Source organism: Mesobacillus jeotgali, assembly GCF_014856545.2.
Taxonomy (GTDB): Bacteria; Bacillota; Bacilli; order Bacillales; family Cytobacillaceae; genus Mesobacillus.
In genome coordinates, this window is the sequence record NZ_CP109811.1 from 3,195,730 (window position 1) to 3,218,888 (window position 23,159).

Consider the following 23,159-nt stretch of genomic DNA (forward strand, 5'->3'; position numbering starts at 1 on the left):
CAACTTCTTCAGATTCAGATTCATGGCCATAACCCTCCTATCTTTATAGGGTCTATTTTTTCCAACGAATCCATTTTTATACAATGAAGGTATATAAAACCGATATTTTCGCACACAAAAAAGCGAAGAGCTGCCTCTTCGCTTCCTTTAATCTTATTTACTCTGTGATTTCTTCGTGGATCAAAATCGGTGCATCAACATGTTCGCTTGTAACCTTAATATTTTCATACAGCATTTCTTTCACTTCATTTACATCCTCAAAGTTGCTGTAAATGGTTAGGAGTGATTCCCCTTTTTCTACCTTGTCACCAATTTTCTTGCGAAGCATTAGGCCGACTGCCAGGTCGATTACGGATTCCTTCGTAGCTCTTCCTGCACCTAGCAGCATAGCAGCTGTTCCTACTTCATCAGCGACGATTTCAGATACATAGCCTGCTTCTTTGGCTTCAAGCTCAAACGTGTATTTTGCCTGAGGAAGCCTGCTTGGATCATCGACAACGAATGCATCACCGCCCTGGGATGCCAGGAATACTTTGAATGTTTCAAGTGCAGTTCCGTTCTTGATCACTTCTTCCAGCTTGCTGCGTGCTTCTCCAAGGGACTCAGCTTTCCCAGCGAGGAATACCATATGGCTGCCAAGCGTCAAACAAAGTTCAGTCAGGTCTTCTGGACCTTCACCCTTCAGTGTATCAATCGCTTCCTTAACCTCTAACGCATTTCCGATCGCATATCCGAGCGGCTGGCTCATATCGGAAATGACAGCCATAGTCCTGCGGCCGACATTATTACCGATGCGCACCATTGCCTTAGCCAGTTCACGGGAATCGTCGAGGGTCTTCATGAATGCTCCAGCACCTGTTTTAACATCCAGGACGATTGCATCCGCGCCTGCGGCAATCTTCTTGCTCATGATGGAGCTTGCAATCAAGGGGATGCTGTCCACCGTTGCCGTTACATCACGTAACGAATAAAGCTTTTTATCAGCCGGAGTCAGGTTTCCACTCTGGCCGATGACCGCGATTTTATTTTTATTTACAAGATTGATGAATTCCTCATTGTCGATTTCAACATGGAATCCTTCAACAGCCTCCAGCTTGTCGATTGTTCCTCCTGTGTGGCCAAGTCCGCGCCCGGACATTTTTGCAACCGGGACACCTAAAGCTGCCACTAAAGGTCCTAGAACTAGAGTCGTTGTATCACCTACACCGCCTGTAGAGTGCTTATCAACTTTCACGCCTTCAATCGCAGATAGGTCAATCTGGTCACCAGACTTCACCATTGCCATTGTAAGGTCTGCACGTTCTTTTTCCGTCATACCCTGGAAGAAAATCGCCATCGTCAGCGCACTTACCTGGTAGTCAGGAATGGAGCCTTCTGTGTATCCATCCACAAAAAACTGGATTTCTTCAGTTGATAATTCATGTCCGTCTCGCTTTTTTTCGATAACGTCAACCATTCTCATCATTATCACCACTTATTATTATTTAGCCGGTAAGCTATTAATTATTTCTGTCCCAACGTTTTTACGATTTCATTTACAAGCAAAAGGAAGCTTGACTTCACCTTTTCAGTTGTTTCGATAACCTCATCATGGCTTAATGGCTGGTCAAGAATTCCCGCAGCCATATTAGAAATGCAAGAAATGCCCAGTACTTCCAAACCAGAATGTCTTGCTACCATGACTTCAGGAACGGTCGACATACCAACTGCGTCTCCGCCCATTGTACGAATCATCCGTACTTCAGCAGGTGTTTCGTAAACTGGACCGGGGTTGCCAAAATATACTCCCTCTTTCACTTGAAGGTTGTTCTTGTCAGCAACCTCTTTAGCGACTGCTCTTAATTTCTTTGAGTATGCTTCGCTCATATCAGGGAAACGCACACCGAAACGTGAATCATTTGGTCCAATCAGCGGATTTGTTCCCATATTGTTGATATGGTCTGTAATGATCACCAAATCGCCTGGCTCAAAGCTCTCGTTGACGCCTCCAGCTGCGTTCGTAACGATTAGTTTTTCAATTCCGAGTTCTTTCATGACGCGCACCGGAAAAGTAACCTTATCCATGCTATAGCCTTCGTAAAAATGGAAACGCCCCTGCATGGCGATTACTTCCACACCGCTAAGCTGTCCGCAAACAAGCTGGCCTGCGTGGCCTTCTACAGTCGAAACCGGGAAACCCGGGATCTCGTTGTAAGGAATCTTAACCGGGTTTTCAATATCATCAGCAAGAACACCAAGTCCAGAACCGAGAATCAACCCGATTTTCGGCTGCTGCTTAAGCTTATCATTTATAAAAGATGCTGCATTTTGAATTTGATTGTAATCCATGTAATCCACTCCTTATTTCAATTCATTTAGGAAGCTTGTTCCGTGGTCTGGCATTTTCACACTAAAGTTTTCTGCAACAGTTGCACCGATATCTGCAAATGTTTTACGGATAGGCAGTTCTTTTCCTTCATTCATTCCTTTTGAATAGACAAGGAGCGGCACATATTCACGTGTATGGTCTGTTCCGTAATGGACCGGATCATTTCCGTGGTCCGCAGTAATGATAAGAAGGTCATCTTCTTTCAATTTTTCGAATACCTCAGGAAGGCGGGCATCGTATTCCTCTAGTGCCTTGCCATACCCTTCAGGATCTCGGCGGTGTCCGAACAAAGCATCAAAATCTACAAGATTCAGGAAGCTCAAGCCTGTAAAATCCTGATCGAGGGTTTGCAGCAGCTTATCCATTCCATCCATATTGGACACCGTGCGAAGTGATTCAGTTACGCCTTCTCCGTCATAAATATCTGAGATTTTACCGATAGCCAACACGTCCAGACCTGAATCCTTCAGTTCATTCATCACTGTTCTGCCAAATGGCTTAAGCGCATAGTCATGGCGATTGGATGTACGTTTGAAGTCCCCTGGTTCACCGAGAAATGGTCTTGCGATGACCCTTCCGACCATGTATTTTTCATCTAGCGTCAATTCCCTGGCAATTTTACAAATATCATAAAGCTCTTCTATAGGAATGATTTCTTCGTGAGCAGCGATCTGCAGTACTGAATCAGCAGATGTATAGACGATCAGCGCCCCCGTCTTCATATGCTCTTCACCAAGCTCTACAAGGATTTCCGTGCCGCTCGCCGGCTTGTTTCCGATGACCTTTCTGCCGGTACGCGTTTCGAGCTCGGAAATCAATTCATCCGGGAATCCATCAGGGAATACCTGGAATGGGGTCTGGATATTCAGACCCATGATCTCCCAGTGGCCTGTCATTGTATCCTTGCCATTAGAGGCTTCTTCCATCTTTGTGTAGTAGGCCAGCGGCTTTTCAGCAGGTGCGATGCCTTGGATTTCCTCGATGTTGCTGAGGCCGAGTTTGCCCATGTTCGGCATTTTCAAGCCATTCATTCTTTCTCCGATATGGCCAAGTGTATGGGATCCTTTATCACCAAATTTTTCGGCATCTGGAGCTTCTCCGATTCCGACTGAATCCATGACGATTAAAAACACTCTTTTATATGTATTCGACATTCCTTCTCCTCCTTAAAAGTGTGAATGCGTTACTAACCTTTTTACTATTTTATGTTACCCTTTTTTGTTTCAGTTAATCGAATGCTTGCGTTTTCATTTGTCAGAAGTCTGACATCTCCATTGTACTAAATTAAATTAAAAACACAAGAAAAAAAGCCGGCTTTTGGCCGGTCTTTTATGACAATTCTATGAAACTATTATCCTGCGGAGTATAAATGGTGCTTCTAACATCCTTGCTGAATACATAAACCCAACCGCTCCTAGGCGCGTGGGTGAAATTTTGTGTAAACGTCCTTTAACCTTGTCTTTGTCACGTGTGTATATATTTGTGTTGTCGAGATGTCCGCATGGCCAAGCATTTCTTGCACGGCGCGAAGGTCGGCTCCATTTTCAAGCAGATGGGTGGCAAATGAATGGCGCATCGTGTGCGGAGTCAACTCTTTTTCAATCCCCGCTTCTGTCGCAAGCCGTTTGAGAATTTTCCAAAAACCCTGCCGTGACAAGCCTTTCCCATGGTGATTCAAGAATAAAGAGTCATCCTTATGTTTTTTCGATACAAGCTTTGGACGGCCCTTTTCAAGATATTGTTCAATGGCGTCAGAAGCCGTTTTGCCAATCGGTATGATTCTTTCCTTGCTCCCTTTCCCCATACAGCGGACAAATCCCATTGTCAGGTGGACATCAGATAATGTCAGTCCGATCAGCTCGCTCACACGGATTCCGGTTGCATACATCATTTCAAGCATCGCCTTATCACGATAGCCAAAATGGTCCGTCAGCTTTGGACTGTCGAGAAGTGTCTCTACCTCTTCCATACTCAAAACCTTAGGCAGGGATCGTTCATGCTGAGGACTCTCGATGTGGACAGTCGGATCATGGTCAACCGCCTTTTCCCGCAGCAGGAAATGGTGAAAAGCCCTAATTGAGGCAATATGTCTTGCCAGTGTTTTTGAAGATTTCCCTGTGTCTTTCAAATGCCCTAAAAAATGGACAATCTGCGGTCGCTGCACACCATTTAAGTCCCCAAGCAGTTCCACATTTTTAAGATATGTGATATAACTGTTCAAGTCACGTTTATAAGATACGATTGTGTTTTTAGAAAGTCCCTTTTCAACTACTAAAAAGTGAATAAAGTCGTCGAGCCTGTCTTCCATTTTTATTACTCCCCATTCAGATAAAACAGTATCAGCCTTTCAAACATACTTCCCTTTTCTTCATCAAAGGTTCCTGATACCTTTATAGCCGCTCCCTCTGGTGCGTCATAACGATGATAGCTTTCATACTCTTCGTTAATCCACATGATACCATAATAAAATAAGATTGTGCATCCAGTGAATAATATAAAGACCTTTAATGTATGCAGGATCAATCCGAACCACGATTTCATTTTTCTTGCCTCCAACTCGACACATAGAACAATCAGCGCAACTTTTGAATATTCGTCACATGTTCTATTCGACTTTACTTATTTACTAATCTGTATGCCAATTTGGACAAGAATTATACCTGAACCTAGTGCAATTTTAATAAAATAAAAAACCCTTTCTCCATTGGAAAAAGGGTTTTGGATCATTCGGTTTCAGCCGACTCTTTATCCTGGCATCTATGGCAAATGCCATGGAAAGTCAGGCGGTGGTCTTTGATTTTAAATTTCCAGTCTCTTTCAACGATTTCTTCCACATCTTCAAGAAGGTCGTCCTGGATTTCATCCACTGCTCCGCATTCGATGCAGACCAAATGGTGGTGGAAATGGGCAGCGCCTTCCTGGCGGAGATCGTAACGGGATACACCGTCGCCGAAGTTGATTTTATCGACAATTTTCAGTTCAGTCAGCAGTTCAAGTGTCCGGTATACTGTTGCAAGGCCGATCTCAGGAGATTTTTCTTTGACAAGCAAATACACATCTTCCGCACTTAAGTGGTCTTCTTCATGTTCAAGCAATACGCGAACGGTAGCTTCACGCTGCGGCGTTAATTTATAGCTGGACGAATGCAGCTGTTTCTTGATTCTCTCAATTCTGTTTTCCATTTCGATACTCTCACTCCCCCGCCACTATTCTTATATTATATCAGAAGGGAATTGAGATTCAAAATAAAATTATTACAAATAAGAAACAATAGTTATTATCATTTAAAAATAAATTTAATTTATTGAGTTGATGACGGCTTTCAACAGTGCCGGAGATAAATACGCCTCCACCCCTGCGGCCACAGCCAGGAATACAAGCGCGGCGACAAAATGAAAAGATATATACTAAAAAACTGCGGCATGATCGGCTGGTTGATTTTCTTCATGAACTGATTCCGAATCATTTTCAATGAAAAAGTCACCGCCATTGCCGCTGTGATAATGAATACCGGTATAATGATGAAGTTTTGCGGCAGGATGGAAACAAAGGATAAGAGGAATCCGTCCCATTGCATTTGGTTAACGAGAAAGCCTACCGTGAAACCAACAACCATCCCCTTCATGAAAAGCAGGATCAGAATGACGGGAAGCCCTATGATTGAAACCCCGAGAATCCAGATGAGTCCAATGAACTTTCCATTGTGCAGAAAGCTCTGCAAAAATAAATCCTTTCCGTCCGCCACTTTCCCGGATGCTGCCTGGCCAAAAAATTGTGATAAGTAATAAAATAAATCCTCTTTTTGAGTGAAGCTTAGACTGTTTACTATTATTGCCCCAAAAATGACTCCCATCAAAAACAGGACAATGACAAAAAGATAGATTGAGGAATATTCTCTTAAATGGGTTACTGCGACGTCCTGGTACCTTCGTTTCTTCATCTCTTTTCCTCCTGCATATTGGTTACTACCATCATATGCAAGGACAGAGAGTCTATGACTGCAAAGCTTCCAATTTGGTTTAATAGAGAACAAAAAGCGTAAGCGCCTTGATCAAACCAAGTTAATAATAATACTAGACGATAGCAAAAATCCGGCCTGAAGACCGGATTTTTTTAATCTGTTATTTTCCCGTACTTGCCTCCTCCGCCTGCGTGGAAGGCGAGCTGGCCTTTTCTTGCCTTGTCTATTGTTACGGCTGTCCTTTCAGGAATAACTTGTTTTAAAGAATCGAGAGGCACTGAGTGAAGGACGGCCATTTCTGTACCAAAATGATCCATCAGCTTTTCTAGCATTTTCGGTCCAAGGCCTGGAATGAATTCGAGCGGCACTTGGTGGATATAGGGCGGCCTCACATTTTGATTTCCCTCTGATGTTCTTAATTCCTGAATTCTGTCGGCGACACCTTTTATTTGTTTGACAGATCCGCATTCTGGACACGCTTCACCATATGCTGGATTGTAAGCCAGGCACTCTGCACAGACTGTCCGATGATACTTTCCAAGCTGCGGATCCAGACCATAATTCGCTCTGATACCCCGTCCTTCCGCTTGTTTTAACGCAAGTTCCAGTTCCCGGAAAGAAGGCTCAGCCATTTCTATTTTCTGATATTCTCTCGCGATTTTTGCCAGTGAATGGGCATCAGAATTCGTTACAAACGAATAGCGGTGAAGCTCAGCCAGCTGGTCAGCCATTTTCGTATCCGAGCTTAAGCCTAATTCAATCCCATCGATCAGGTCAGCATCAAAAACCTCCGAAAAAGAATTCTTGACTCCTTTGCCGTATAGGCTTTTGAAGGGTGTAAATACATGAGCAGGAATGAAAATACCACCCAGTTCCTTAACCTTCTTCTGTAAAACAAGTCCAGCAATATAGACTCTTTGGGAGCTTAGATGAATATTTTTCATGTGGTTTTCAAGCCATCTTGAAAAAGCTCTCATCGTCTGCAGGGTGGGCAGATAGCATAATACATGAATTGGCCCCTGGGTGCTTTCTTCATTGATCTCAAGCTCTGAACCAAGGATGATACTCATCCCGTCATAATGAAGTCCACCTTCTGGATGTTCCTGCAGCTCACCTGCTTCAAGCAAATCTTCCATTTCATCAAGCACTTCCGGTGAATGGCTGTCTATGACTCCGATCATATTCAAACCTTTATATTCCCTTGCGTGGCGGATGATGTTGCTGAACGTCAGCGATTTTGCTCCGGTTATTTTTACAGCTCGGCCCGATTTCGTCCTGCCAATATGAATGTGTAGATCAACGAAGTATTCCTGCATTTACTTTCTTAATGCCTCCTGCAATTGCAGATGCTGGACTGCAAATGCAGTTTTTGCGTCAAAGATTTTTTGTTCTTTCACAAGCTGGACCGCCTCTTCAAGAGTTATTTCCATCAAGTTGACAAATTCATCTTCATCGGCTGCTGCCGGATTGTCTTTTTTACTCAGCCCTGTTGCTTTATATACATGGATGATTTCATCTGCGAACCCTGGAGATGTGTAGAAGGAAATGAGCCATTCCATATTCGCACATTCATATCCAGTCTCTTCCTCAAGCTCACGGGCAGCACAAATTTCCGGCTTCTCGCCTGCCTCAAGCTTGCCTGCCGGAATCTCGACGATTGTCCGCTCAAGAGCCTTCCTATATTGTTCCACCATAATGATTTTTTGATCATCTGTAACAGGAATGACCGCGACAGCACCTGGATGCTTGACGATCTCCCTTTTTGAAGTTTTTCCATTCGGCAATTCTACATCGTCTACCTGCAGGCTAATGACCTTTCCTGTAAAGATCTGCTCTGTCTTCAATGTTTCTTCTTCGAGAGATTTCATTCATGTCCACTCCTGTTCTAATCCGATATCAAATGCTCATACATTTTACCATACTTATCCGAAAGGAGTAGACGGATGAAAATTTACGTCCATAGCCAGGGTATCACTTTAGCCGGTAAAGCTTGGGAAATCCAACGCACATTAAAAGAGTATGGCAAAAAGCATGAATTTGTAAAAGATTGGATTGAGACTGTCAATCAGCCGAATCGCCGTCCAGAATAGTTGATTGCACTCCTTTCCTTTCGTTAAAATAAAACCAACATTGGATCGGAGTGATATTTCTTATGAAGAGACGGAAACTGGGTTCATCTAATTTGTTTGTCAGTGAAATCGGCCTTGGCTGTATGTCGCTTGGAACGGATTACTCTAAGGCACAGCCGGTGATTGAAGCTGCGTTGGAAGAAGGGATCAACTATTTTGATACCGCTGACTTGTATGATTTTGGGGAGAATGAAAAGATTGTCGGGCAAGCCTTAAAGAATGTCAGGGAGCAGGTCATCATCGCTACGAAAGCCGGCAATCGTTGGACCGATGCTAAAGACAGCTGGACCTGGGATCCATCGAAGGCATACATTAAAGAAGCTGTGAAGCAGAGCCTGAAAAGACTCAATACCGATTATATCGACCTTTATCAACTGCACGGAGGGACTATCGAAGACAATATTAACGAAGCAATTGAGGCTTTTGAAGAATTGAAAGATGAAGGATATATTAAGTATTACGGCATTTCGTCCATTAGGCCGAATGTCATTCGTGAATATGCAAAAAAATCAAACATCATCTCCGTCATGATGCAGCTCAGCATACTTGACCGCCGGCCTGAAGAAGAAGCACTCCCGCTCCTTCATGACCACAACATCAGCGTCGTAACGAGAGGCACGGTCGCTAAAGGCATGCTGAGTGACAGAATGATCGAGAAGGCAGCTTCCAAAGGATATCTTGATTACAGCTATGAGGAATTGGAAGAAGTTCTTCCTTTATTGAAAGAGAAGCTGGCTTCAACCAGGTCCCTTGCCGAAGTCGCCATTCAGTATAACTTGTCACACCCGGCAGTAGCTTCTGTTGTCGCAGGAGCAAGCACCCCGGGACAAATTAAGGAAAATGCCAGGGCTGTGAGTTCTGCTTCGCTGTCTGCTGAAGAAATCAAGTTGATTAAGTCCATTACGAAGGCAAATAAATACGAGCAGCACAGATAAGAGAAAAAGGAACACTTTCGCCTTTTATCATGCGAAAGTGTTTCCTTTTTTGCAAGTCGATTCCACTTTAAAACCTTATCCCAGCATCAGTAAGAGTGTATAGCCGGCCAATCCAGCGGCAAAGGCCCAGAAGTTGCTCTCCCTTTCCTCCGGGAGCTCTTCTTTCATTACATTTAAGATGACTCCGCCTGCAAGAATGGCAAATAGCAAGGCTATTATGTTTTCATTCACCTTCCAGGTGATGCCGATTGCCCACCCAGCCAATATCGCGGCAGCAAGCAACCACCTCCCTACTCGATCATACATTTCCTTATGCGCTTCCCTCAGGGCATGGTCACTGGTGATGAAATGGACGGCAAGTGCTATAAAGTAAAAGACCAGTCCCGTTACCGTTTCCTGTTCTCCATGAAGCAATAAATATCCTATCAAACTATTATAAAGAAAAAACGAAACGATATGGATCCAAAATACACCTTTGGAAGCCCGGTCCAAATTGTTTTCCCTTTGCTGTTTTTTCTTTGAGGTCTTTACCATCCGTTCCAACCCATAAAAAATGGACAAACCAATCATAGCAACAATATATGTATGGTTTTCGAAGAACTTCCAGGCACCTGATTGAATACTCCTGTCAAGAACCTGATTATGCTTATTCAACTCTGGGAGCAGGTGGATGAATACATAGGCTACAGAAATGCCTCCTGCAGCTGAAAGTAGTCTGCTCCGAGGGACGTTTTCGAGGAAAGGTAAATATCTAGAAAATAAATGGATAAATATGAATCCGGCTGCGAGTAAAAATGTTATAAGTAACAACGCTTTGCTCCTTTGCTTTTTTTACCTAATTGCCCTTAAGCAAAGAAAGCAAAACATTTATTTCACTGGCCTCCATTGCATCGCCCTATGCTCCATTTCCTTCACGATCGGAGACTTTTCAGCAATGTAAGATTCAATGTCATATTCGTATTTTTGGGCAGCTGCTTCCTTTACTTCAGCATACCTGCTTGCTTCCGATGGATGAGCTCTTAAGTAATCGCGAAAAACAAGATGCCTGTATAATTGATGGCTCCCTTTTTCAAAAGAGTGCAAATGAACTTTACGGATTCCATTTTCGTCATGTTTTTGGAAATAGCGCCGCCCAGGAATCCCATTCTCCCCTTTCGCCTCATAGCCTGCCGCCTCTATGGCCGGTGTTGCCTTTTCAACTCGTTCAAGACTATCCGCTGCTAACATAATGTCTATGATTGGCTTGGCGCTTAGTCCGGGGACAGATGTACTGCCGATATGGTGTATTTCAATCTTTGCCGGTTCAAAGATGGATTCAAGAACCTGCTTCTCTTTTTCAAAAAGAGTTTTCCACTCAGGATTGTATGGAACTACTTCCACTCTTCTTCGGGTCATTTGAATTTCTTCCAATCCATGTCGCTTTCGGAAAGCAACTCTTCGAAAGATTTGTTCTTCTCCCTTAAACGCCTCTCTTCCTTTTTGCGCTCCAGCTCAGCCTGTTTTTTCTGTTCTTCCTCTGCCTTCATTTGCTGTTGCTGGTCTTTTAGCTTTTGCATGATATCCTGATTCAGGAGATCGCCCAGTGTTGCCGGCTTTTCCTCTTTCTTAACTTGCTGCTGGCGTTTTTGTTTCTTTTTCATTATTGATCCCTCATTTTTTTGTTCAGTTAAAACAGCTATTTTTTACTTTATTAACAAAGCCATTTTTTAAAAGATTATATCATGAAATCTTTCAAGTTTAATAAGTGGAGTTTTAAAGAAAAGGAACGCCCTTTAACAGGCGTTCCCGATTTATCAATATGCGTCTAAGACAACTGAGTCGTCTACCTGTAATTCAGGTTCTGTTGATTTGATAATATCGTCGACTGTGTAGCCAGATGCTACTTCAACAAGCTTCAGCCCGAATGGCGTTACGTCAATGACCGCCATATCAGTGATAATCCGGTTGACGACACCTTTTCCTGTCAATGGCAGACTGCATTCCTTAAGGATCTTCGGCTCTCCGTTCTTATTCACATGTTCCATGATGACGATGATTTTCTGGGCACCATGGACAAGGTCCATCGCTCCGCCCATTCCTTTGATCATCTTGCCTGGAATCATCCAGTTTGCGAGGTCACCAGATTCTGCGACCTCCATCCCGCCGAGGATTGCTATATTGATATGACCGCCGCGGATCATGGCAAAAGACTCTGCAGAATCGAAATAAGCTGCTCCAGGAATGGCCGTGACGGTTTCCTTTCCTGCATTGATCAAGTCCGGATCGACACCTTCTTCCGTTGGATACGGACCGATACCGAGCAGGCCATTTTCAGATTGGAGGACTACCTGCTTGTCATCTGATATGAAGTTTGCCACAAGTGTCGCATGCCGATTCCAAGGTTTACGTAAAAACCATTCTCGATTTCTTTTTCAGCCCGGCGCGCGATTTTCTCCCGGACATTCCCTTTGTTTTTAATCATATGCCTTCTCCTTTCATGTTCAGCCAGAGTTAACTTCTCACCGTCAGCCTTTCAATCCGCTTCTCCTGATTTCCCTCAATCAATGTCTGGACATAGATGCTTGGGGTATGGATACTGTTCGGGTCTAATTCGCCCACTTCATATAGATTTTCAACTTCGGCAATCGTGACCCTGCCGGCTGCGGCAATCATCGGATTGAAGTTCCTTGCCGTTTTATGATAGACAAGGTTGCCCATTTTATCGCCCTTCCACGCCCTGACAATGCTGAAATCCGCTGTCAGCGACTCTTCAAGGAGATACTCTTTGCCATTGAACATACGTGTTTCTTTGCCCTCTGCAATCGGCGTACCCACTCCTGCAGGTGTATAGAATGCCGGAATGCCAGCACCGCCTGCCCTGATTTTTTCCGCCAGCGTTCCTTGAGGTATCAATTCGACTTCGATTTCACCGGATAATACCTGTCTTTCGAACTCCTTGTTTTCCCCAACATAGGAACCTACCATTTTCTTGATTTGCTTATTTTTCAGCAACAGGCCAAGTCCCCAATCGTCAACACCGCAGTTATTTGAAATGACGGTCAGGTCTTTTACTCCTTTTTCGACAAGTGCGAGGATTACGTTTTCAGGAATCCCGCAGAGGCCGAAGCCGCCAACCATCAGGGTTGCGCCATCATGGATTTCCGCTACGGCATCTTGGAAGGATGTGCAAATTGTTTTCATCGTTATTCCCCCTTTGACTATGGATAGCACTGGCACAGCCGCCAAATGACAGCCTGCCAGAGTTATTAGAAGTTTTATAGATTAATAGCTTTATGCAAGTTCCACAACAGTGGCGACACCCTGTCCGCCTCCGATACAAAGTGTGGCGAGTCCTTTCTTCGCTTGCCTCCGCTTCATTTCATGGATCAGCGTAACAAGGATCCTCGCTCCGCTGGCTCCTATTGGATGGCCAAGCGCTATTGCCCCGCCATTCACATTCAAGATTTCCTTGTTGAATTTCAGCTCGCGGTCGACAGCCAGTGACTGTGCGGCAAAAGCTTCATTCGCCTCGATCAGCTCCATCTCTTCCATCGTCATTCCGGCTTTATTCAATGCTTTCTTAACTGCGTCAACTGGTCCTATGCCCATGATGCTCGGGTCTACACCAGCACTTGCGTTTGCCTTGATGACGACAAGTGGTTTCAGGCCAAGTTCCTCAGCCTTTTCCCGGCTCATGACAACGAGAGCGGCTGCTCCGTCATTTATGCCTGACGCGTTGCCTGCTGTTACGCTGCCATCCTTTTTGAATGCAGGGCGCAGTCCGCCAAGCTTTTCTGCAGTTGTGCCTTTTTTCGGATATTCATCAGTATCAAAAACGACCGGTTCACCTTTTCGCTGCGGGATTTCAATCGGCACGATTTCATCCTTGAACTTGCCTTCTTCAATTGCTTTTACAGCCTTTTCCTGGCTAGATGCTGCAAATTCATCTTGTTCTCCGCGGCCGATGTCATATTTCGAACAGAGGTTTTCTGCCGTCACACCCATATGGTAGTCATTGAAAGCACATGTTAGTCCGTCGGAAGTCATGCTGTCGACGAGCTTCTGGTCACCCATTTTGAAACCATCACGCGCGTTTTTTAATATATAAGGTGCCTGGCTCATATTTTCCATTCCGCCGGCAACGACAACCTCAGCATCTCCTGCGATAATCGCCTGGGCAGCCAGATGGACGGCTTTCAAGCCTGAACCACATACTTTATTGATCGTCATAGAGGAAGCGCTTTCAGGAATACCCGCCTTAATCGCTGCCTGTCTTGCAGGGTTCTGCCCTAGGCCTGCCTGGAGGACATTTCCCATAATGATTTCATCCACCTGATCAGGCTGTACACCTGCCTGCTTCAGGGCATCTTTAATTACTGCGGCACCTAAATCTGGTGCGGAAATATTTTTCAAGCTTCCATTAAAGCTGCCAATAGCCGTTCTTACTGCAGCTACGATTACTGCTTCAGTCTTGCTCAAACTTCTCACCCTTTCTCTAGTTCTCACCTTTTTATTACTTCTATTGCTTTTGATAAAATCCTTTTTATTTTATCAAAATTTTATTTATTCTTGCATTTTTAAAAATATTCTATTTACAATTAAGATATCTTAAGAGGAGGGGTATATCAAATGCTGCAGCTTCCCGAGAAGGTTGAAATAATTGAAGTTGGCCCGAGAGACGGGCTGCAAAATGAAAAGAGTTTTGTGCCTACAGAAGTGAAAAAAGAATTTATCCATTCATTGAAGGATGCCGGAATCAAAGAGATGGAGCTTACTTCATTCGTCTCCCCTAAATGGGTTCCGCAGATGGGAGATGCTGCCGAAATCGTTGCTGACTGTCTAGACAGCGACACGAGGAATATCGTCCTCGCTCCTAATAAAAAGGGGATTGAACGTGTCTATATGACGGATTGCAAAGCGGTCGCTGTCTTCGTTGGTGTCAGCAATACGTTCAACCAGAAAAATATTAATAAAACGACGGCCGAAAGCCTTGCCGAGGTTCTGCCCTTGATTGCGGAGCTTAAGTCGAAGGATTACTTTGTCCGTGCGTGCATCTCAACTGCTTTTTATTGCCCATATGAAGGCAAGGTTGACGAGGATGAAGTCCTTGCGCTATGTGGTGAATTCGTTGATGCCGGGGTCGATGAACTAAGTGTCGCCGATACAATTGGCATGGCTGCACCTCATGAGTCCTATTCCTTATTTTCGAAATTGAAGGATGCTTACCCGGATGTGCTGCTGACTGCGCATTTCCATGATACAAGAAAGTTGGCCCTGTCGAATATTTTGGCCTCACTACAGGCTGGTGTCACCCGCTTTGATACGTCAGCCGGCGGTCTTGGCGGCTGCCCATTCGCCCCTGGTGCTGCAGGTAACGCTGCTACCGAGGATGTCGTTTATATGCTTCACAGGATGGGAATTGACACTGGCGTCGATCTCGACAAGATGCTCATGGCCATTGAAGTGATCCAGCCTCATATCTCAAGGCAAATTGAAAGCACTTATTTTAAGCTAAATTCTGTTACAGTTTAACTTTTTGCATAAGCTCCTGAGTATAAATCCATCTTATTAGATGAGGTAATTTTGAAGAAGGGAGCATGTTGCATGAGCCAAAAACGTGACAAAGGCTACAGCCAGCAAGGCAAGCCAAACGCAGATACAGTAAAACAGCAGATTGCCGCCGAGGATCTTGAAAAAGCGCTTCACCCGACAAAGCGCCAAAACTCAGAGCAATAAAGAAAAGCGTAAGCGCCTTGGTCAGCCCCGACAAGCGCTGGAGGGCCGACCGGTGAAGTCGTTCTTTGACTTCATTGGGCGGACCGAACTCGAAAAGCGGAGGCGACTGCTCAACTCCGAAAAGCGCTGGAGGGCCTGACCGTGAAGTCGTTCTTTGACTTCATGGGCAGGACCGAAGCGTCTCGAGGAGTTAGGAGCCGCAGCTAGACAAGCGACTCGAGGGGCTAGGCGCTGGAGCTGGACACTCCTCAAAGTAATATAATTCCATCTCAAAATTTATGGTGGACCGCCTGATTCGGCGGTCTTTTTCATGTTTGTATTACTCAGACTAATGGTAAAATAAAGAAAACAGATTATCGGAGGGTTGAGCTTGAGAAGAGCGTTCCGCGTGCTATTTTCTTTTTTTGTTTGTCCTGACCTCGCTCGGGGTTTTTATATCCAATAAAGTCATGTTCTTAAAAAGGAAAGATGACGAAGAAATTTTCAACCGAGAAGCGAAAGCCGGCCACCTTGTGCCTGAAGAATATGATTCACTGCCAAAAACGGAAGTAACCATTCCTTCATCCTTTGGCTACTCATTGAAGGCTGTCCTCGTTGAACCTCACGACACAAACCGTTACATCATCATTGCCCATGGAGTTACGCAGAGCAAGACCAATTCGGTAAAATATATGAACCTATTCTTGAACCGGGGCTTCAATGCGGTTATCTACGACCACCGCCGCCACGGGGAGTCCGGCGGAAAGACCACCAGCTATGGATATTATGAGAAGTTTGACCTTAAATCAGTGGTAGACTGGCTAAGGAATGAAAAGGGTCCGGATTTGCTTCTTGGCATCCACGGAGAGTCAATGGGAGCCGCAACTCTGCTCCTTTATGCAGGCATGCTTGAGGATGGTGCGGACTTCTATGTGGCAGATTGCCCTTTCTCTGACTTCAGTGAACAGCTCGCTTACCGCATCAAGGAAGAGGTCAAGTTTTGCCGCCAAAACTATTGCTGCCTGTCGCCAGCATGTTCGTCCGCATCCGTGATAAATATTCTTTGAGTCAGGTATCCCCGATTGCGGTTATCGAAAATATTAAAAACCCTATCCTGTTCATCCATAGCCGCAAGGACGACTTCATCCTGCCATCGATGACCGAGGCTTTGTTCGAACAGAAACAAGGGCCAAAGAAGCTATACATGGCAGAAAATGGGTTACATGCTCAATCGTACAGCGAGAACCGGGAGCAATACGAGAAGGTGCTCGATGAATTCCTTGAGGAATATATCTTTGCCGATCATGGAATTACGGATGCGGACCATTAAGGCTTTTCTATCGGACACTTTTCTCTTGTTCCAGCTTCTGTTTGGCCGATAGGGACCTTCTATTGGACACTTTTCTCTTCTTCCGGCTTCTGTTTGTCCGATAAACCCTTTCTATCGGACACTTTTCTCTCGTTGCAGATTCTGTTTGTCCGATAGAGCCCTTCTATCGGACATTATTCTCTTCTTCCGGCTTCTGTTTGTCCGATAGACCCTTTCTATCGGACACTTTTCTCTCGTTGCAGATTCTTTTTGGCCGATAGAGCCCTTCTATTGGACACTTTTCTCTTGTTTCGGCTTCTGTTTGTCCGATAGACCCTTTCTATCGGACACTTTTCTCTCGTTGCAGATTCTTTTTGGCCGATAGAGCCCTTCTATCGGCTTCGTATCACGTATGGCCGTGAGGATTGAGCCTCTCAATAAAAAAAGATCGACTCATCCCTGAGCCAATCCTTTACTGTTTTTCTCCCTGGCGATCGATTTCTTTGCCAGCGGCGTCCAGTGCCCTGACTTCCTTGTAATCGCCAATTGCGTAATAATAGCGCTCGTTTTCTTTTTCAAAGATTTCTATTTTGGTAAACTTGCCATCCGGTCCTGCAGCTTCTATTGTTTTGATGTCCGGATTCACGACTTTCCCGAAAATCACGGGAATTTTCGTATCCAATGTTCCGTCTTCTTTAAAGGTTGTGAAAGTGTCGGCATACAGGAGCATGAAATCATTCTTATAATAAGTCCAGTGGTTATGCCCCGCATTTTCCCAGCCTTCTTTTTCGCTGCCTTTGATATAGGCGACCGCCAGCGCGTCGAATGTGCCTGAGCCTTCTTTTTGCTCTGTTGTGTAAAAGATGAGATATCCATCCTCCACCTTTTCCTTGTGGACGATTTGTTTGATGTTGAACGGAATATCGTTTTGGATTGCTTCTCCCGCAGTCTTATAAGCACATGCCGATAGCACAAGCACGCATAAAATGATTATGGCTGACCTCCACAATTTTCCCATCTTTCTCCCCCTGACTTCGCGTCAAACTTCTATGTATTTTCCACATTACTCTTTTTTATTTAACTCTTTTTCCAGTTTTTTGTAAACTCATAACCCTCTTTTGTCATAGAAGCTCATTCTTGGATTAAGATATTCATTCGGGCTCTTTAACTGGAAACATCCATTGCTATCTTTATAATCCAGCGTCATTTCCTCATCAAAAAAGACCTCTTTGGCTTTTTCAATATAAATCGGAATTCCGCCTGTTTCCAGTTGATGCTCTTCCACATTTTTTTCGCTTTCAAACCAGAGGGCTGCAACTCCATTTACTGCACAGCCGCAGCCATCTATATCGTATTTCAATTTTATATAGCCTTGCTTGCCTGATATTTTTTCGTTCAGTTTATTTGATGCTGCTTCGGTGATTTTCAACTTCATGATCGCTCTCCCCTTCCGATGCTTCATTTTACCATACAGAGGAATTTTTTACGTTTTAGAACCCTTTGGCGAAATGTCTTGCAATTTTTCTGTTTAACTCTTACTATCAAAGATAATTCTGACAATTTGGAAAGGGGTGCTTTTTTTGTCAAAAGTAACGATTAAAGTGAATGATAATGGTTCATTAAGGATTACGGGTGATGTTGAATTGCTGGATGGTGCCGGCAATAAGTATGAGTCAAAGCCTGTTTTCTCGCTTTGCCGCTGTGGCATGAGCAAGAACATGCCGTTCTGCGATGCTTCCCATAAAGGGAACTTCGAATCGGTTGTCCGTGCTCCGCAAGCTGATGAAACGGAATAACTATTGAGGGCAATGGGGAATCCATTGCTCTTTTTTTACTTTCATCTTTCCAGTGACCTTCATTAAACAGGGTGGCTGGGATTTTTCCGGTGCATCAAACTACCATTCATCCGTTAGCCTGACGTCAGCAATATGAGAAATCCCGATCCGATGGATTTCCTCGAATCTGTCAACGATATGGAGCTTCTGCCCGAGTTCATTCCAATAATGGATTTTTCCAATCACCAATTCATATTTTCTTTGCCTGTAATAAGTGATGCTGAGCGGGCGGTTATACTCCATCGCTTCGAGGATCGTTTCATTCAGTTGTTCAAGCTGCTGTTCGTCCAGCTGCTTTTCCTTTTCATATTCGTCCTCCTGTGACCAGTCACGCAGCATCTTGACATGCTCAGGAAGCATCATTGATGTCCATTTAATTCTTCCGCGGTCGCGAATCATCTTGCTCTCCTCCTCCTTTCATCAACCCTTATGCCCGCCAACGAGTGCGGCACGATGTCTTGCTGTTCCGGCTGCCGTATATGATACAGCTCTTAGGAGCGCTGTCGAGCCGTAACGGCTGCGGATCCGGTCCATTGCGTAGCCAAGCTCTTTCTTTTTCCAGCCGTTTTTTTCAAACAAATTCAATTGGAATTCACTGTCGGTGACGAGGTTCCCGAGCGAAATCGAGATGCTTCGCACCGTCTTTCCCATGTAGTTCTCAGCGAAAAGCTCGAGGCAGACGCGATACAGATCCATCGTGATATTGGTCGGCTCTTCAATTGTCCTTGAGCGATGGAAGCCTCCGCCGAATTCATCCTGGCTGTAGCCAACTCCGAAGCTGATGGTCCGGCCTGCCTTCCCATGGCTTCTTGCCCTGCGCGCGACTTCCTCACACATTTCGAGGATGACATGCTTGATTTCCTCTTCTTCTTTATAGTCGCGTAGCAGGATCTGGCTTTTTCCAAAGCTGACCTGCCCTTCCATGATTGGGGCGCCGATATCCGAAAAGTCGATCCCCCATGCATGCCAGTACAGCTGATTCCCCATGATGCCGAATTTTTTCTCCAATTTCTCTAGGTCATAGCGGGCCAGCTGGCCGACTGTAAAAATGCCCATGCTGTTCAGTGTTTTCTCGACGCGGCGGCCAATTCCCCACATTTCCCTTAGCGGTGAGACGTTCCACAGCTTCGTCTGAACATCATCATAGGTCCATTCTGCAATACCCTTCTTTTTTGCATCGAGGTCAAGGCAAAGCTTCGACATCAGCATATTCGGCCCGATTCCGATTGCACAGGGGAGCTGGAATTCGCGCTCAATATCGTCTTTGATTTTTTTGGCGATGGAAGCAGCGTCTCCCCAAAGCTTTGAAGCTCCGTCAACCTTTATGAAGCTTTCGTCGACGCTGTAGGTGTGAATCGCTTCCTTCGGGACATAGCGATTGAATACACGGGAGATTTCTGTGGAGATTCGCAGGTAGGTGGACATCTGCGGATCAACGACCACAATCCGCGGATCATCGGGAATTTCAAATTTCCGTGATCCAGTCTTGATGCCAAACTCCTTTTTCAAACGCGGTGAGGCTGCGAGGACCACGCTTCCCGGGCGGTCAAGATTCCCGACGACGGCCAGGTAGCAGTCAAGAGGATCAAGGCCGAGCATCACGGCGGAACAACTCGCATAAAAGCTCTTCATATCCACACATAAAATTTTATTTTGCGGCATTTCGCTGTAATCGACCATCTTTCTCTCTCCTTTCTGCATGATATCTGCCAACAACAAGAACATCTGTTCCGTTTCATTATACCCATTATATTAAGCGAATATGCGTTCGGTTTCAATGGTAATTTTCCGGGTGACTGACTTAATTAAGGTGTAAATGGTGAGTGATGCCAGGACTGGAGATTTTTACGGAAGGGTGTTTTCGAAGCGAGCTTCGGAGTATAATCAGCTGGAGAGGTGCTATCTATATGGATAAAGAACTGATTCGCAAAATGGTCCAGAAATGCTTCGTCCAGTACCGCCATGATGGTACACTGCCGTTCGGCGAGGCGGAATTCGATGAAATATACATAAAGATTGTGGAACAGAAAAATGCAGAGCCTGATGCTGATTTGCATGATCTTATCAATGACGCGGTTTATGAATTTTTGGCTACCTAAAAATAATCGAAAAGGCTGCCCTGCAGGACAGCCTTTAATTATTTCAATCTGATATTTGCTTCGCCTTTGATTGTTGCGGGATAATCATTCAACTTTAAGGTAATCGGGCCAGGTGCTGCTCCTTCGCCGAAATAGGGGATTAAAATATCAACCGGCAGTGCATCCGTGCTCCATCTGAAAGAAGCAGAGCCGTCACCAATTTCATCTCCATTCGAATCGACTGCCTGATCAAATGAAATGTTTGTATGTCCTTCCTTCGAATCCCTTTGAAAAGTGAGCATCAATAGATTTTCCTCCCTGTCGATCTTTAGCAATCTGCCATCACTTGGAGCCTTCAGCACTTTCATTTTCTCAGGATCGACAATGATTTCTACCTCGTTTTTATCAACGGCACGCAAGGAATTGAAGCGAAGATACAGTTCTTTTGGTTTTTTGAAATAATTGCTTTGCAGAAAAAATTCCTTTGTTGACTCATCTTTATGGCTGGCGACGGTCCCATTGTTAATTGCCGCCCATTCTTCACCAGTTTCATCCACAATTCTCAAATCATTGAAACCGAAAATATGCCTGGTATTCTCCATATCAAAATGAGCAGTAATCCCGATTCTCGTCGGATAGATCGACACTTTTTCAACAGTGATTTTCTGGCCTTCGAACTCAACTGTTTCGTTAACTTCGTATATTTCTTTTTTATCCTTAAAGGCATCCTTATCTATTGAGAACGGAAGCACCCAGGTATGATCAAGCTTATTTGAAGGTTCACTATCATCTATTCTCCCTTCCGCCAGTTCAATGCTTAGCTCGAGATCTTCAGGGAGATTATCATTATAGAATTCATATGTGGCCGTAAACATCTGTTCCTGATTGTGTGCATCGAACGAGTCGTAATAAGAAAAAACAGTTTCTTCAATATTTTGCCCTTCACTGTCGGTCAGCAAAAACTTTTCAATTGTAAGATCTTTTTTTGCTCCAGAAGATTCTAGCTTATAAAACAGCACCATCATCTGCTCATCGACAATCACCGAGTCAAGCGTGACCTTGATGCCGTCATGTTCATCAGATACACCAATTTTTTGCGCAAAGTCATTTTCAACTGCTGCTGTCAGTCCTTTATCGAACCGGACAAGCTCAACAATTTTCTCCATGCCAGGTACCAACGTCACATATGAAGCAAAAGTTTCTGACGTCCTGAGCATCGCTGTAAAAGCAAAAATCAAGATTGCTGCTGACGCAAAGGTCCTCATATATAAAAGGTTCTTCTTCGCTTTCCTTTTTCCTTTGCTGATCCCCGCAGCAATCGCCTCGTCCAGCTGAAGTTCTGGAACTTCGATATTTTCAAGCGCGGCCTGTGCCTTGCTCAGCTTTTTCTCCTCGGCATTAAGCATAGCCCAATCCCCCCTTATCTTCGAGCTGTCCGCGAAGTTCCTTCAGGCCTTTATTCAGCCACGTCTTCACGGTACCTTCGGGACATTCGAGAATCTCGGCAATTTCCTTGATTTTAAAATCGTGCACGTATTTCAATTCAATAACCTGTCTTGTTTTAGAATCAAGCTTGCCGATGACCTCCTCAACCTCAAGCCAGCTGGTCTGGTGCTCAGCGCCCATCAAGCTGATGAGATCATCGCTGATGAGAATTCTCTTCCTCTTTTTTAATTCATCGTTGCAGTAGTTTATCAGAATCCTTGTCAGCCACGTCGTAAAATATTGCGGGTCCTTCACCTTCCGTATGGAACGGAACGCCCTGTAGGTTACCTCCTGCAGTGCTTCGACCGCATCCTCGCTATTTTTCAGATAGCTGAGGGCAATCCGGTACAGGCGCACCTTATGAAGCTGCATCAATTCGTAAAATGCTGCTTCGTCGCCTTTCTTAGCTTTCTGTACGAGTTCTTGAAGCTCCAAAATGTCTCCCCCTGACTTTGTCTCTATCTATTAGACATCGAACACGGAAAAAAGTTTTAAAGAATTGAAAAAACCGCCATTTTTTTACAAGGCGGTCATGAAAGGTATTCATTTTGAACAGATAATCGACGGCTTATTTCTGGTTGAAAACTCTTTTGCCAAAAAGTTCAAAGGTACGGGGGAACAGCGAGTAGACAATGCTGCCAGGACTCATCCAGCGCGGCAGGTTGATTTCACGTGTTCTCGTCATCATGCGGTTGACCACTTGTTTCGCCACGTATTCAGGCTGCAGCATAAAACGTTTTACATTTTTAACATAGGTTCCCTGTTTATCCGCGACGTCAAAAAAGTTCGTAGCAATTGGACCCGGATTGACTGAAGTGACATAGATATTATCATCAGCAACCTCCATCCGCAGGCTGTTCGTATACCCAAGCACGGCATGCTTTGTTGCCGAATAAACACTTGACTTAGGTGTGGCAATCTTGCCAGCCTGGGAAGCAATATTGATAATATGGCCGCTTCGCCTCTGCTTCATGGCAGGCAGAACCATCGAAGTGCAGGCCATCAAGCCGACGACATTGACATCAAACATCGTTTTGATATCTTCAATTTTCGCTTCATGAGCATAATCAAAAATACCGAAGCCGGCATTGTTGACCAATATATCAACGTAGCGGATATCCGTAAGCACTTCTGAGAAAACCCGCTTGATTGCTTCAGGGTCAGACACATCCAACTGCTGGGCATGGACATTGATGGCATACTTTGATTGTAGTTCTTTTTTTTAAACTCTCAAGTTTATCGATACTCCGGGCCAGAAGGACGAGATTCGCTCCGCGCGCAGCGCAAAGCCTGGCAATCTCAGCACCAATCCCCCCAGAGGCACCAGTAATAATAATATTTTTTCCTTTCAAGGATGACATCGTC

The 23,159-nt window shown here is 44.7% G+C and carries 25 protein-coding genes and 4 pseudogenes; 7 read left to right on the forward strand and 22 right to left on the reverse strand.

Annotated features, from left to right (window positions below):
• Window positions 1-157: 157 nt before the first annotated feature.
• The 9 genes and pseudogenes from FOF60_RS16425 to FOF60_RS16465 form a co-directional block, all read right to left on the reverse strand.
• On the reverse strand, window positions 158-1,462 hold the full coding sequence (locus FOF60_RS16425; RefSeq protein WP_192470762.1) for a pyrimidine-nucleoside phosphorylase: 1,305 nt from the start codon (window positions 1,460-1,462) through the stop codon (window positions 158-160).
• 41 nt (window positions 1,463-1,503) lie between these two features.
• The gene (locus FOF60_RS16430; protein WP_192470661.1) at window positions 1,504-2,328 is read right to left on the reverse strand and encodes a purine-nucleoside phosphorylase; all 825 of its coding nucleotides are present in this window, start codon (window positions 2,326-2,328) and stop codon (window positions 1,504-1,506) included.
• A 12-nt stretch (window positions 2,329-2,340) separates the two neighbouring features.
• Window positions 2,341-3,522, reverse strand: coding sequence for a phosphopentomutase (gene deoB / locus FOF60_RS16435; protein ID WP_192470662.1), 1,182 nt, complete (start codon window positions 3,520-3,522; stop codon window positions 2,341-2,343).
• Window positions 3,523-3,782: 260 nt separating this feature from the next.
• Window positions 3,783-4,676, reverse strand: a complete 894-nt coding sequence (gene xerD, locus FOF60_RS16440) for a site-specific tyrosine recombinase XerD (RefSeq protein WP_192470663.1) — start codon at window positions 4,674-4,676, stop codon at window positions 3,783-3,785.
• Window positions 4,677-4,681: 5 nt separating this feature from the next.
• Window positions 4,682-4,909: a YqzK family protein gene (locus FOF60_RS16445; RefSeq protein WP_192470664.1), complete on the reverse strand. Its 228-nt coding sequence runs from the start codon at window positions 4,907-4,909 to the stop codon at window positions 4,682-4,684.
• 182 nt (window positions 4,910-5,091) lie between these two features.
• Entirely contained in the window at window positions 5,092-5,550 is a 459-nt protein-coding gene (locus tag FOF60_RS16450) for a ferric iron uptake transcriptional regulator (protein ID WP_192470665.1), read from the reverse strand.
• A gap of 114 nt (window positions 5,551-5,664) precedes the next feature.
• Window positions 5,665-6,308, reverse strand: a pseudogene (gene spoIIM / locus FOF60_RS16455) (stage II sporulation protein M).
• A 173-nt stretch (window positions 6,309-6,481) separates the two neighbouring features.
• Window positions 6,482-7,645 (reverse strand): endonuclease Q family protein, encoded by a 1,164-nt coding sequence (locus FOF60_RS16460; RefSeq protein WP_192470667.1) that lies wholly within the window; start codon window positions 7,643-7,645, stop codon window positions 6,482-6,484.
• Window positions 7,646-8,197, reverse strand: coding sequence for an NUDIX hydrolase (locus tag FOF60_RS16465; RefSeq protein ID WP_192470668.1), 552 nt, complete (start codon window positions 8,195-8,197; stop codon window positions 7,646-7,648). It lies immediately after the preceding gene.
• A gap of 75 nt (window positions 8,198-8,272) precedes the next feature.
• On the opposite strand from FOF60_RS16465, the gene mciZ reads away from it, so the two are divergent.
• Both mciZ and FOF60_RS16475 read left to right on the forward strand, forming a co-directional pair.
• The gene (gene mciZ, locus FOF60_RS16470; protein WP_192470669.1) at window positions 8,273-8,419 is read left to right on the forward strand and encodes a Z-ring formation inhibitor MciZ; all 147 of its coding nucleotides are present in this window, start codon (window positions 8,273-8,275) and stop codon (window positions 8,417-8,419) included.
• Between the two features lie 62 nt (window positions 8,420-8,481).
• Window positions 8,482-9,393, forward strand: a complete 912-nt coding sequence (locus FOF60_RS16475; RefSeq protein WP_192470670.1) for an aldo/keto reductase — start codon at window positions 8,482-8,484, stop codon at window positions 9,391-9,393.
• A gap of 75 nt (window positions 9,394-9,468) precedes the next feature.
• Here the strand turns inward: FOF60_RS16475 and FOF60_RS16480 are convergent, their stop codons facing one another.
• The 6 genes and pseudogenes from FOF60_RS16480 to FOF60_RS16505 form a co-directional block, all read right to left on the reverse strand.
• Window positions 9,469-10,203 (reverse strand): hypothetical protein, encoded by a 735-nt coding sequence (locus FOF60_RS16480; protein ID WP_192470671.1) that lies wholly within the window; start codon window positions 10,201-10,203, stop codon window positions 9,469-9,471.
• A 57-nt stretch (window positions 10,204-10,260) separates the two neighbouring features.
• Window positions 10,261-10,788, reverse strand: a complete 528-nt coding sequence (locus FOF60_RS16485; protein ID WP_192470672.1) for a GrpB family protein — start codon at window positions 10,786-10,788, stop codon at window positions 10,261-10,263.
• A complete protein-coding gene (locus tag FOF60_RS16490; RefSeq protein ID WP_192470673.1) occupies window positions 10,785-11,033 on the reverse strand; it encodes a YqkE family protein in 249 nt (82 codons plus the stop codon). The genes FOF60_RS16485 and FOF60_RS16490 overlap by 4 nt, the downstream gene beginning before the upstream one ends.
• A 153-nt stretch (window positions 11,034-11,186) precedes the next feature.
• Window positions 11,187-11,854, reverse strand: a pseudogene (locus tag FOF60_RS16495) (3-oxoacid CoA-transferase subunit B).
• Between the two features lie 29 nt (window positions 11,855-11,883).
• Complete coding sequence (locus tag FOF60_RS16500) at window positions 11,884-12,573, reverse strand: CoA transferase subunit A (protein WP_192470675.1); 690 nt, start codon at window positions 12,571-12,573, stop codon at window positions 11,884-11,886.
• A 90-nt stretch (window positions 12,574-12,663) separates the two neighbouring features.
• The gene (locus tag FOF60_RS16505; RefSeq protein WP_192470676.1) at window positions 12,664-13,851 is read right to left on the reverse strand and encodes an acetyl-CoA C-acetyltransferase; all 1,188 of its coding nucleotides are present in this window, start codon (window positions 13,849-13,851) and stop codon (window positions 12,664-12,666) included.
• A 150-nt stretch (window positions 13,852-14,001) separates the two neighbouring features.
• Here FOF60_RS16505 and FOF60_RS16510 point away from each other — a divergent pair, with 150 nt between their 5' ends.
• The 3 genes and pseudogenes from FOF60_RS16510 (at window position 14,002) to FOF60_RS16520 (ending at window position 16,417) form a co-directional block, all read left to right on the forward strand.
• The gene (locus tag FOF60_RS16510) at window positions 14,002-14,904 is read left to right on the forward strand and encodes a hydroxymethylglutaryl-CoA lyase (RefSeq protein ID WP_192470677.1); all 903 of its coding nucleotides are present in this window, start codon (window positions 14,002-14,004) and stop codon (window positions 14,902-14,904) included.
• A 72-nt stretch (window positions 14,905-14,976) separates the two neighbouring features.
• Window positions 14,977-15,108, forward strand: coding sequence for a hypothetical protein (locus FOF60_RS16515; RefSeq protein WP_264647580.1), 132 nt, complete (start codon window positions 14,977-14,979; stop codon window positions 15,106-15,108).
• Window positions 15,109-15,557: 449 nt separating this feature from the next.
• Window positions 15,558-16,417: pseudogene (locus FOF60_RS16520) on the forward strand (alpha/beta hydrolase).
• Window positions 16,418-16,868: 451 nt separating this feature from the next.
• Here the strand turns inward: FOF60_RS16520 and FOF60_RS16525 are convergent.
• Both FOF60_RS16525 and FOF60_RS16530 read right to left on the reverse strand, forming a co-directional pair.
• A complete protein-coding gene (locus tag FOF60_RS16525) occupies window positions 16,869-17,414 on the reverse strand; it encodes a hypothetical protein (RefSeq protein ID WP_192470679.1) in 546 nt (181 codons plus the stop codon).
• Between the two features lie 87 nt (window positions 17,415-17,501).
• A complete protein-coding gene (locus FOF60_RS16530; protein WP_192470680.1) occupies window positions 17,502-17,831 on the reverse strand; it encodes an iron-sulfur cluster biosynthesis family protein in 330 nt (109 codons plus the stop codon).
• A gap of 112 nt (window positions 17,832-17,943) precedes the next feature.
• On the opposite strand from FOF60_RS16530, the gene FOF60_RS16535 reads away from it, so the two are divergent.
• Window positions 17,944-18,192, forward strand: coding sequence for a CDGSH iron-sulfur domain-containing protein (locus FOF60_RS16535; protein ID WP_319801589.1), 249 nt, complete (start codon window positions 17,944-17,946; stop codon window positions 18,190-18,192).
• 99 nt (window positions 18,193-18,291) lie between these two features.
• Here the strand turns inward: FOF60_RS16535 and FOF60_RS16540 are convergent, their stop codons facing one another.
• Entirely contained in the window at window positions 18,292-18,630 is a 339-nt protein-coding gene (locus FOF60_RS16540) for a YolD-like family protein (protein WP_192470682.1), read from the reverse strand.
• Window positions 18,631-18,651: 21 nt separating this feature from the next.
• Window positions 18,652-19,911, reverse strand: a complete 1,260-nt coding sequence (locus tag FOF60_RS16545) for a Y-family DNA polymerase (RefSeq protein ID WP_192470683.1) — start codon at window positions 19,909-19,911, stop codon at window positions 18,652-18,654.
• A gap of 227 nt (window positions 19,912-20,138) precedes the next feature.
• Here FOF60_RS16545 and FOF60_RS16550 point away from each other — a divergent pair, with 227 nt between their 5' ends.
• A complete protein-coding gene (locus FOF60_RS16550) occupies window positions 20,139-20,330 on the forward strand; it encodes a YqzH family protein (protein WP_192470684.1) in 192 nt (63 codons plus the stop codon).
• A 38-nt stretch (window positions 20,331-20,368) separates the two neighbouring features.
• On the opposite strand, the gene FOF60_RS16555 is transcribed toward FOF60_RS16550, so the two are convergent.
• The 3 genes and pseudogenes from FOF60_RS16555 to FOF60_RS16565 form a co-directional block, all read right to left on the reverse strand.
• Window positions 20,369-21,715, reverse strand: coding sequence for a DUF4179 domain-containing protein (locus FOF60_RS16555; protein ID WP_192470685.1), 1,347 nt, complete (start codon window positions 21,713-21,715; stop codon window positions 20,369-20,371).
• Complete coding sequence (locus FOF60_RS16560) at window positions 21,708-22,229, reverse strand: sigma-70 family RNA polymerase sigma factor (RefSeq protein ID WP_192470686.1); 522 nt, start codon at window positions 22,227-22,229, stop codon at window positions 21,708-21,710. Before FOF60_RS16560 ends, FOF60_RS16555 begins: the two co-directional genes overlap by 8 nt.
• Before the next feature lie 133 nt (window positions 22,230-22,362).
• Window positions 22,363-23,155, reverse strand: a pseudogene (locus tag FOF60_RS16565) (SDR family NAD(P)-dependent oxidoreductase).
• Window positions 23,156-23,159 lie beyond the last annotated feature (4 nt).

Coding starts and splice junctions, on each gene's coding strand:
- FOF60_RS16425 (WP_192470762.1), bottom strand. CDS start 1,462: ATGAGAATGGTTGACGTTATCGAAAAAAAGCGAGACGGACATGAATTA.
- FOF60_RS16430 (WP_192470661.1), bottom strand. CDS start 2,328: ATGGATTACAATCAAATTCAAAATGCAGCATCTTTTATAAATGATAAG.
- deoB (WP_192470662.1), bottom strand. CDS start 3,522: ATGTCGAATACATATAAAAGAGTGTTTTTAATCGTCATGGATTCAGTC.
- xerD (WP_192470663.1), bottom strand. CDS start 4,676: ATGGAAGACAGGCTCGACGACTTTATTCACTTTTTAGTAGTTGAAAAG.
- FOF60_RS16445 (WP_192470664.1), bottom strand. CDS start 4,909: ATGAAATCGTGGTTCGGATTGATCCTGCATACATTAAAGGTCTTTATA.
- FOF60_RS16450 (WP_192470665.1), bottom strand. CDS start 5,550: ATGGAAAACAGAATTGAGAGAATCAAGAAACAGCTGCATTCGTCCAGC.
- FOF60_RS16460 (WP_192470667.1), bottom strand. CDS start 7,645: ATGCAGGAATACTTCGTTGATCTACACATTCATATTGGCAGGACGAAA.
- FOF60_RS16465 (WP_192470668.1), bottom strand. CDS start 8,197: ATGAAATCTCTCGAAGAAGAAACATTGAAGACAGAGCAGATCTTTACA.
- mciZ (WP_192470669.1), top strand. CDS start 8,273: ATGAAAATTTACGTCCATAGCCAGGGTATCACTTTAGCCGGTAAAGCT.
- FOF60_RS16475 (WP_192470670.1), top strand. CDS start 8,482: ATGAAGAGACGGAAACTGGGTTCATCTAATTTGTTTGTCAGTGAAATC.
- FOF60_RS16485 (WP_192470672.1), bottom strand. CDS start 10,788: ATGACCCGAAGAAGAGTGGAAGTAGTTCCATACAATCCTGAGTGGAAA.
- FOF60_RS16490 (WP_192470673.1), bottom strand. CDS start 11,033: ATGAAAAAGAAACAAAAACGCCAGCAGCAAGTTAAGAAAGAGGAAAAG.
- FOF60_RS16500 (WP_192470675.1), bottom strand. CDS start 12,573: ATGAAAACAATTTGCACATCCTTCCAAGATGCCGTAGCGGAAATCCAT.
- FOF60_RS16510 (WP_192470677.1), top strand. CDS start 14,002: ATGCTGCAGCTTCCCGAGAAGGTTGAAATAATTGAAGTTGGCCCGAGA.
- FOF60_RS16515 (WP_264647580.1), top strand. CDS start 14,977: ATGAGCCAAAAACGTGACAAAGGCTACAGCCAGCAAGGCAAGCCAAAC.
- FOF60_RS16525 (WP_192470679.1), bottom strand. CDS start 17,414: ATGGGAAAATTGTGGAGGTCAGCCATAATCATTTTATGCGTGCTTGTG.
- FOF60_RS16530 (WP_192470680.1), bottom strand. CDS start 17,831: ATGAAGTTGAAAATCACCGAAGCAGCATCAAATAAACTGAACGAAAAA.
- FOF60_RS16540 (WP_192470682.1), bottom strand. CDS start 18,630: ATGATTCGCGACCGCGGAAGAATTAAATGGACATCAATGATGCTTCCT.
- FOF60_RS16545 (WP_192470683.1), bottom strand. CDS start 19,911: ATGGTCGATTACAGCGAAATGCCGCAAAATAAAATTTTATGTGTGGAT.
- FOF60_RS16550 (WP_192470684.1), top strand. CDS start 20,139: ATGGATAAAGAACTGATTCGCAAAATGGTCCAGAAATGCTTCGTCCAG.
- FOF60_RS16555 (WP_192470685.1), bottom strand. CDS start 21,715: ATGCTTAATGCCGAGGAGAAAAAGCTGAGCAAGGCACAGGCCGCGCTT.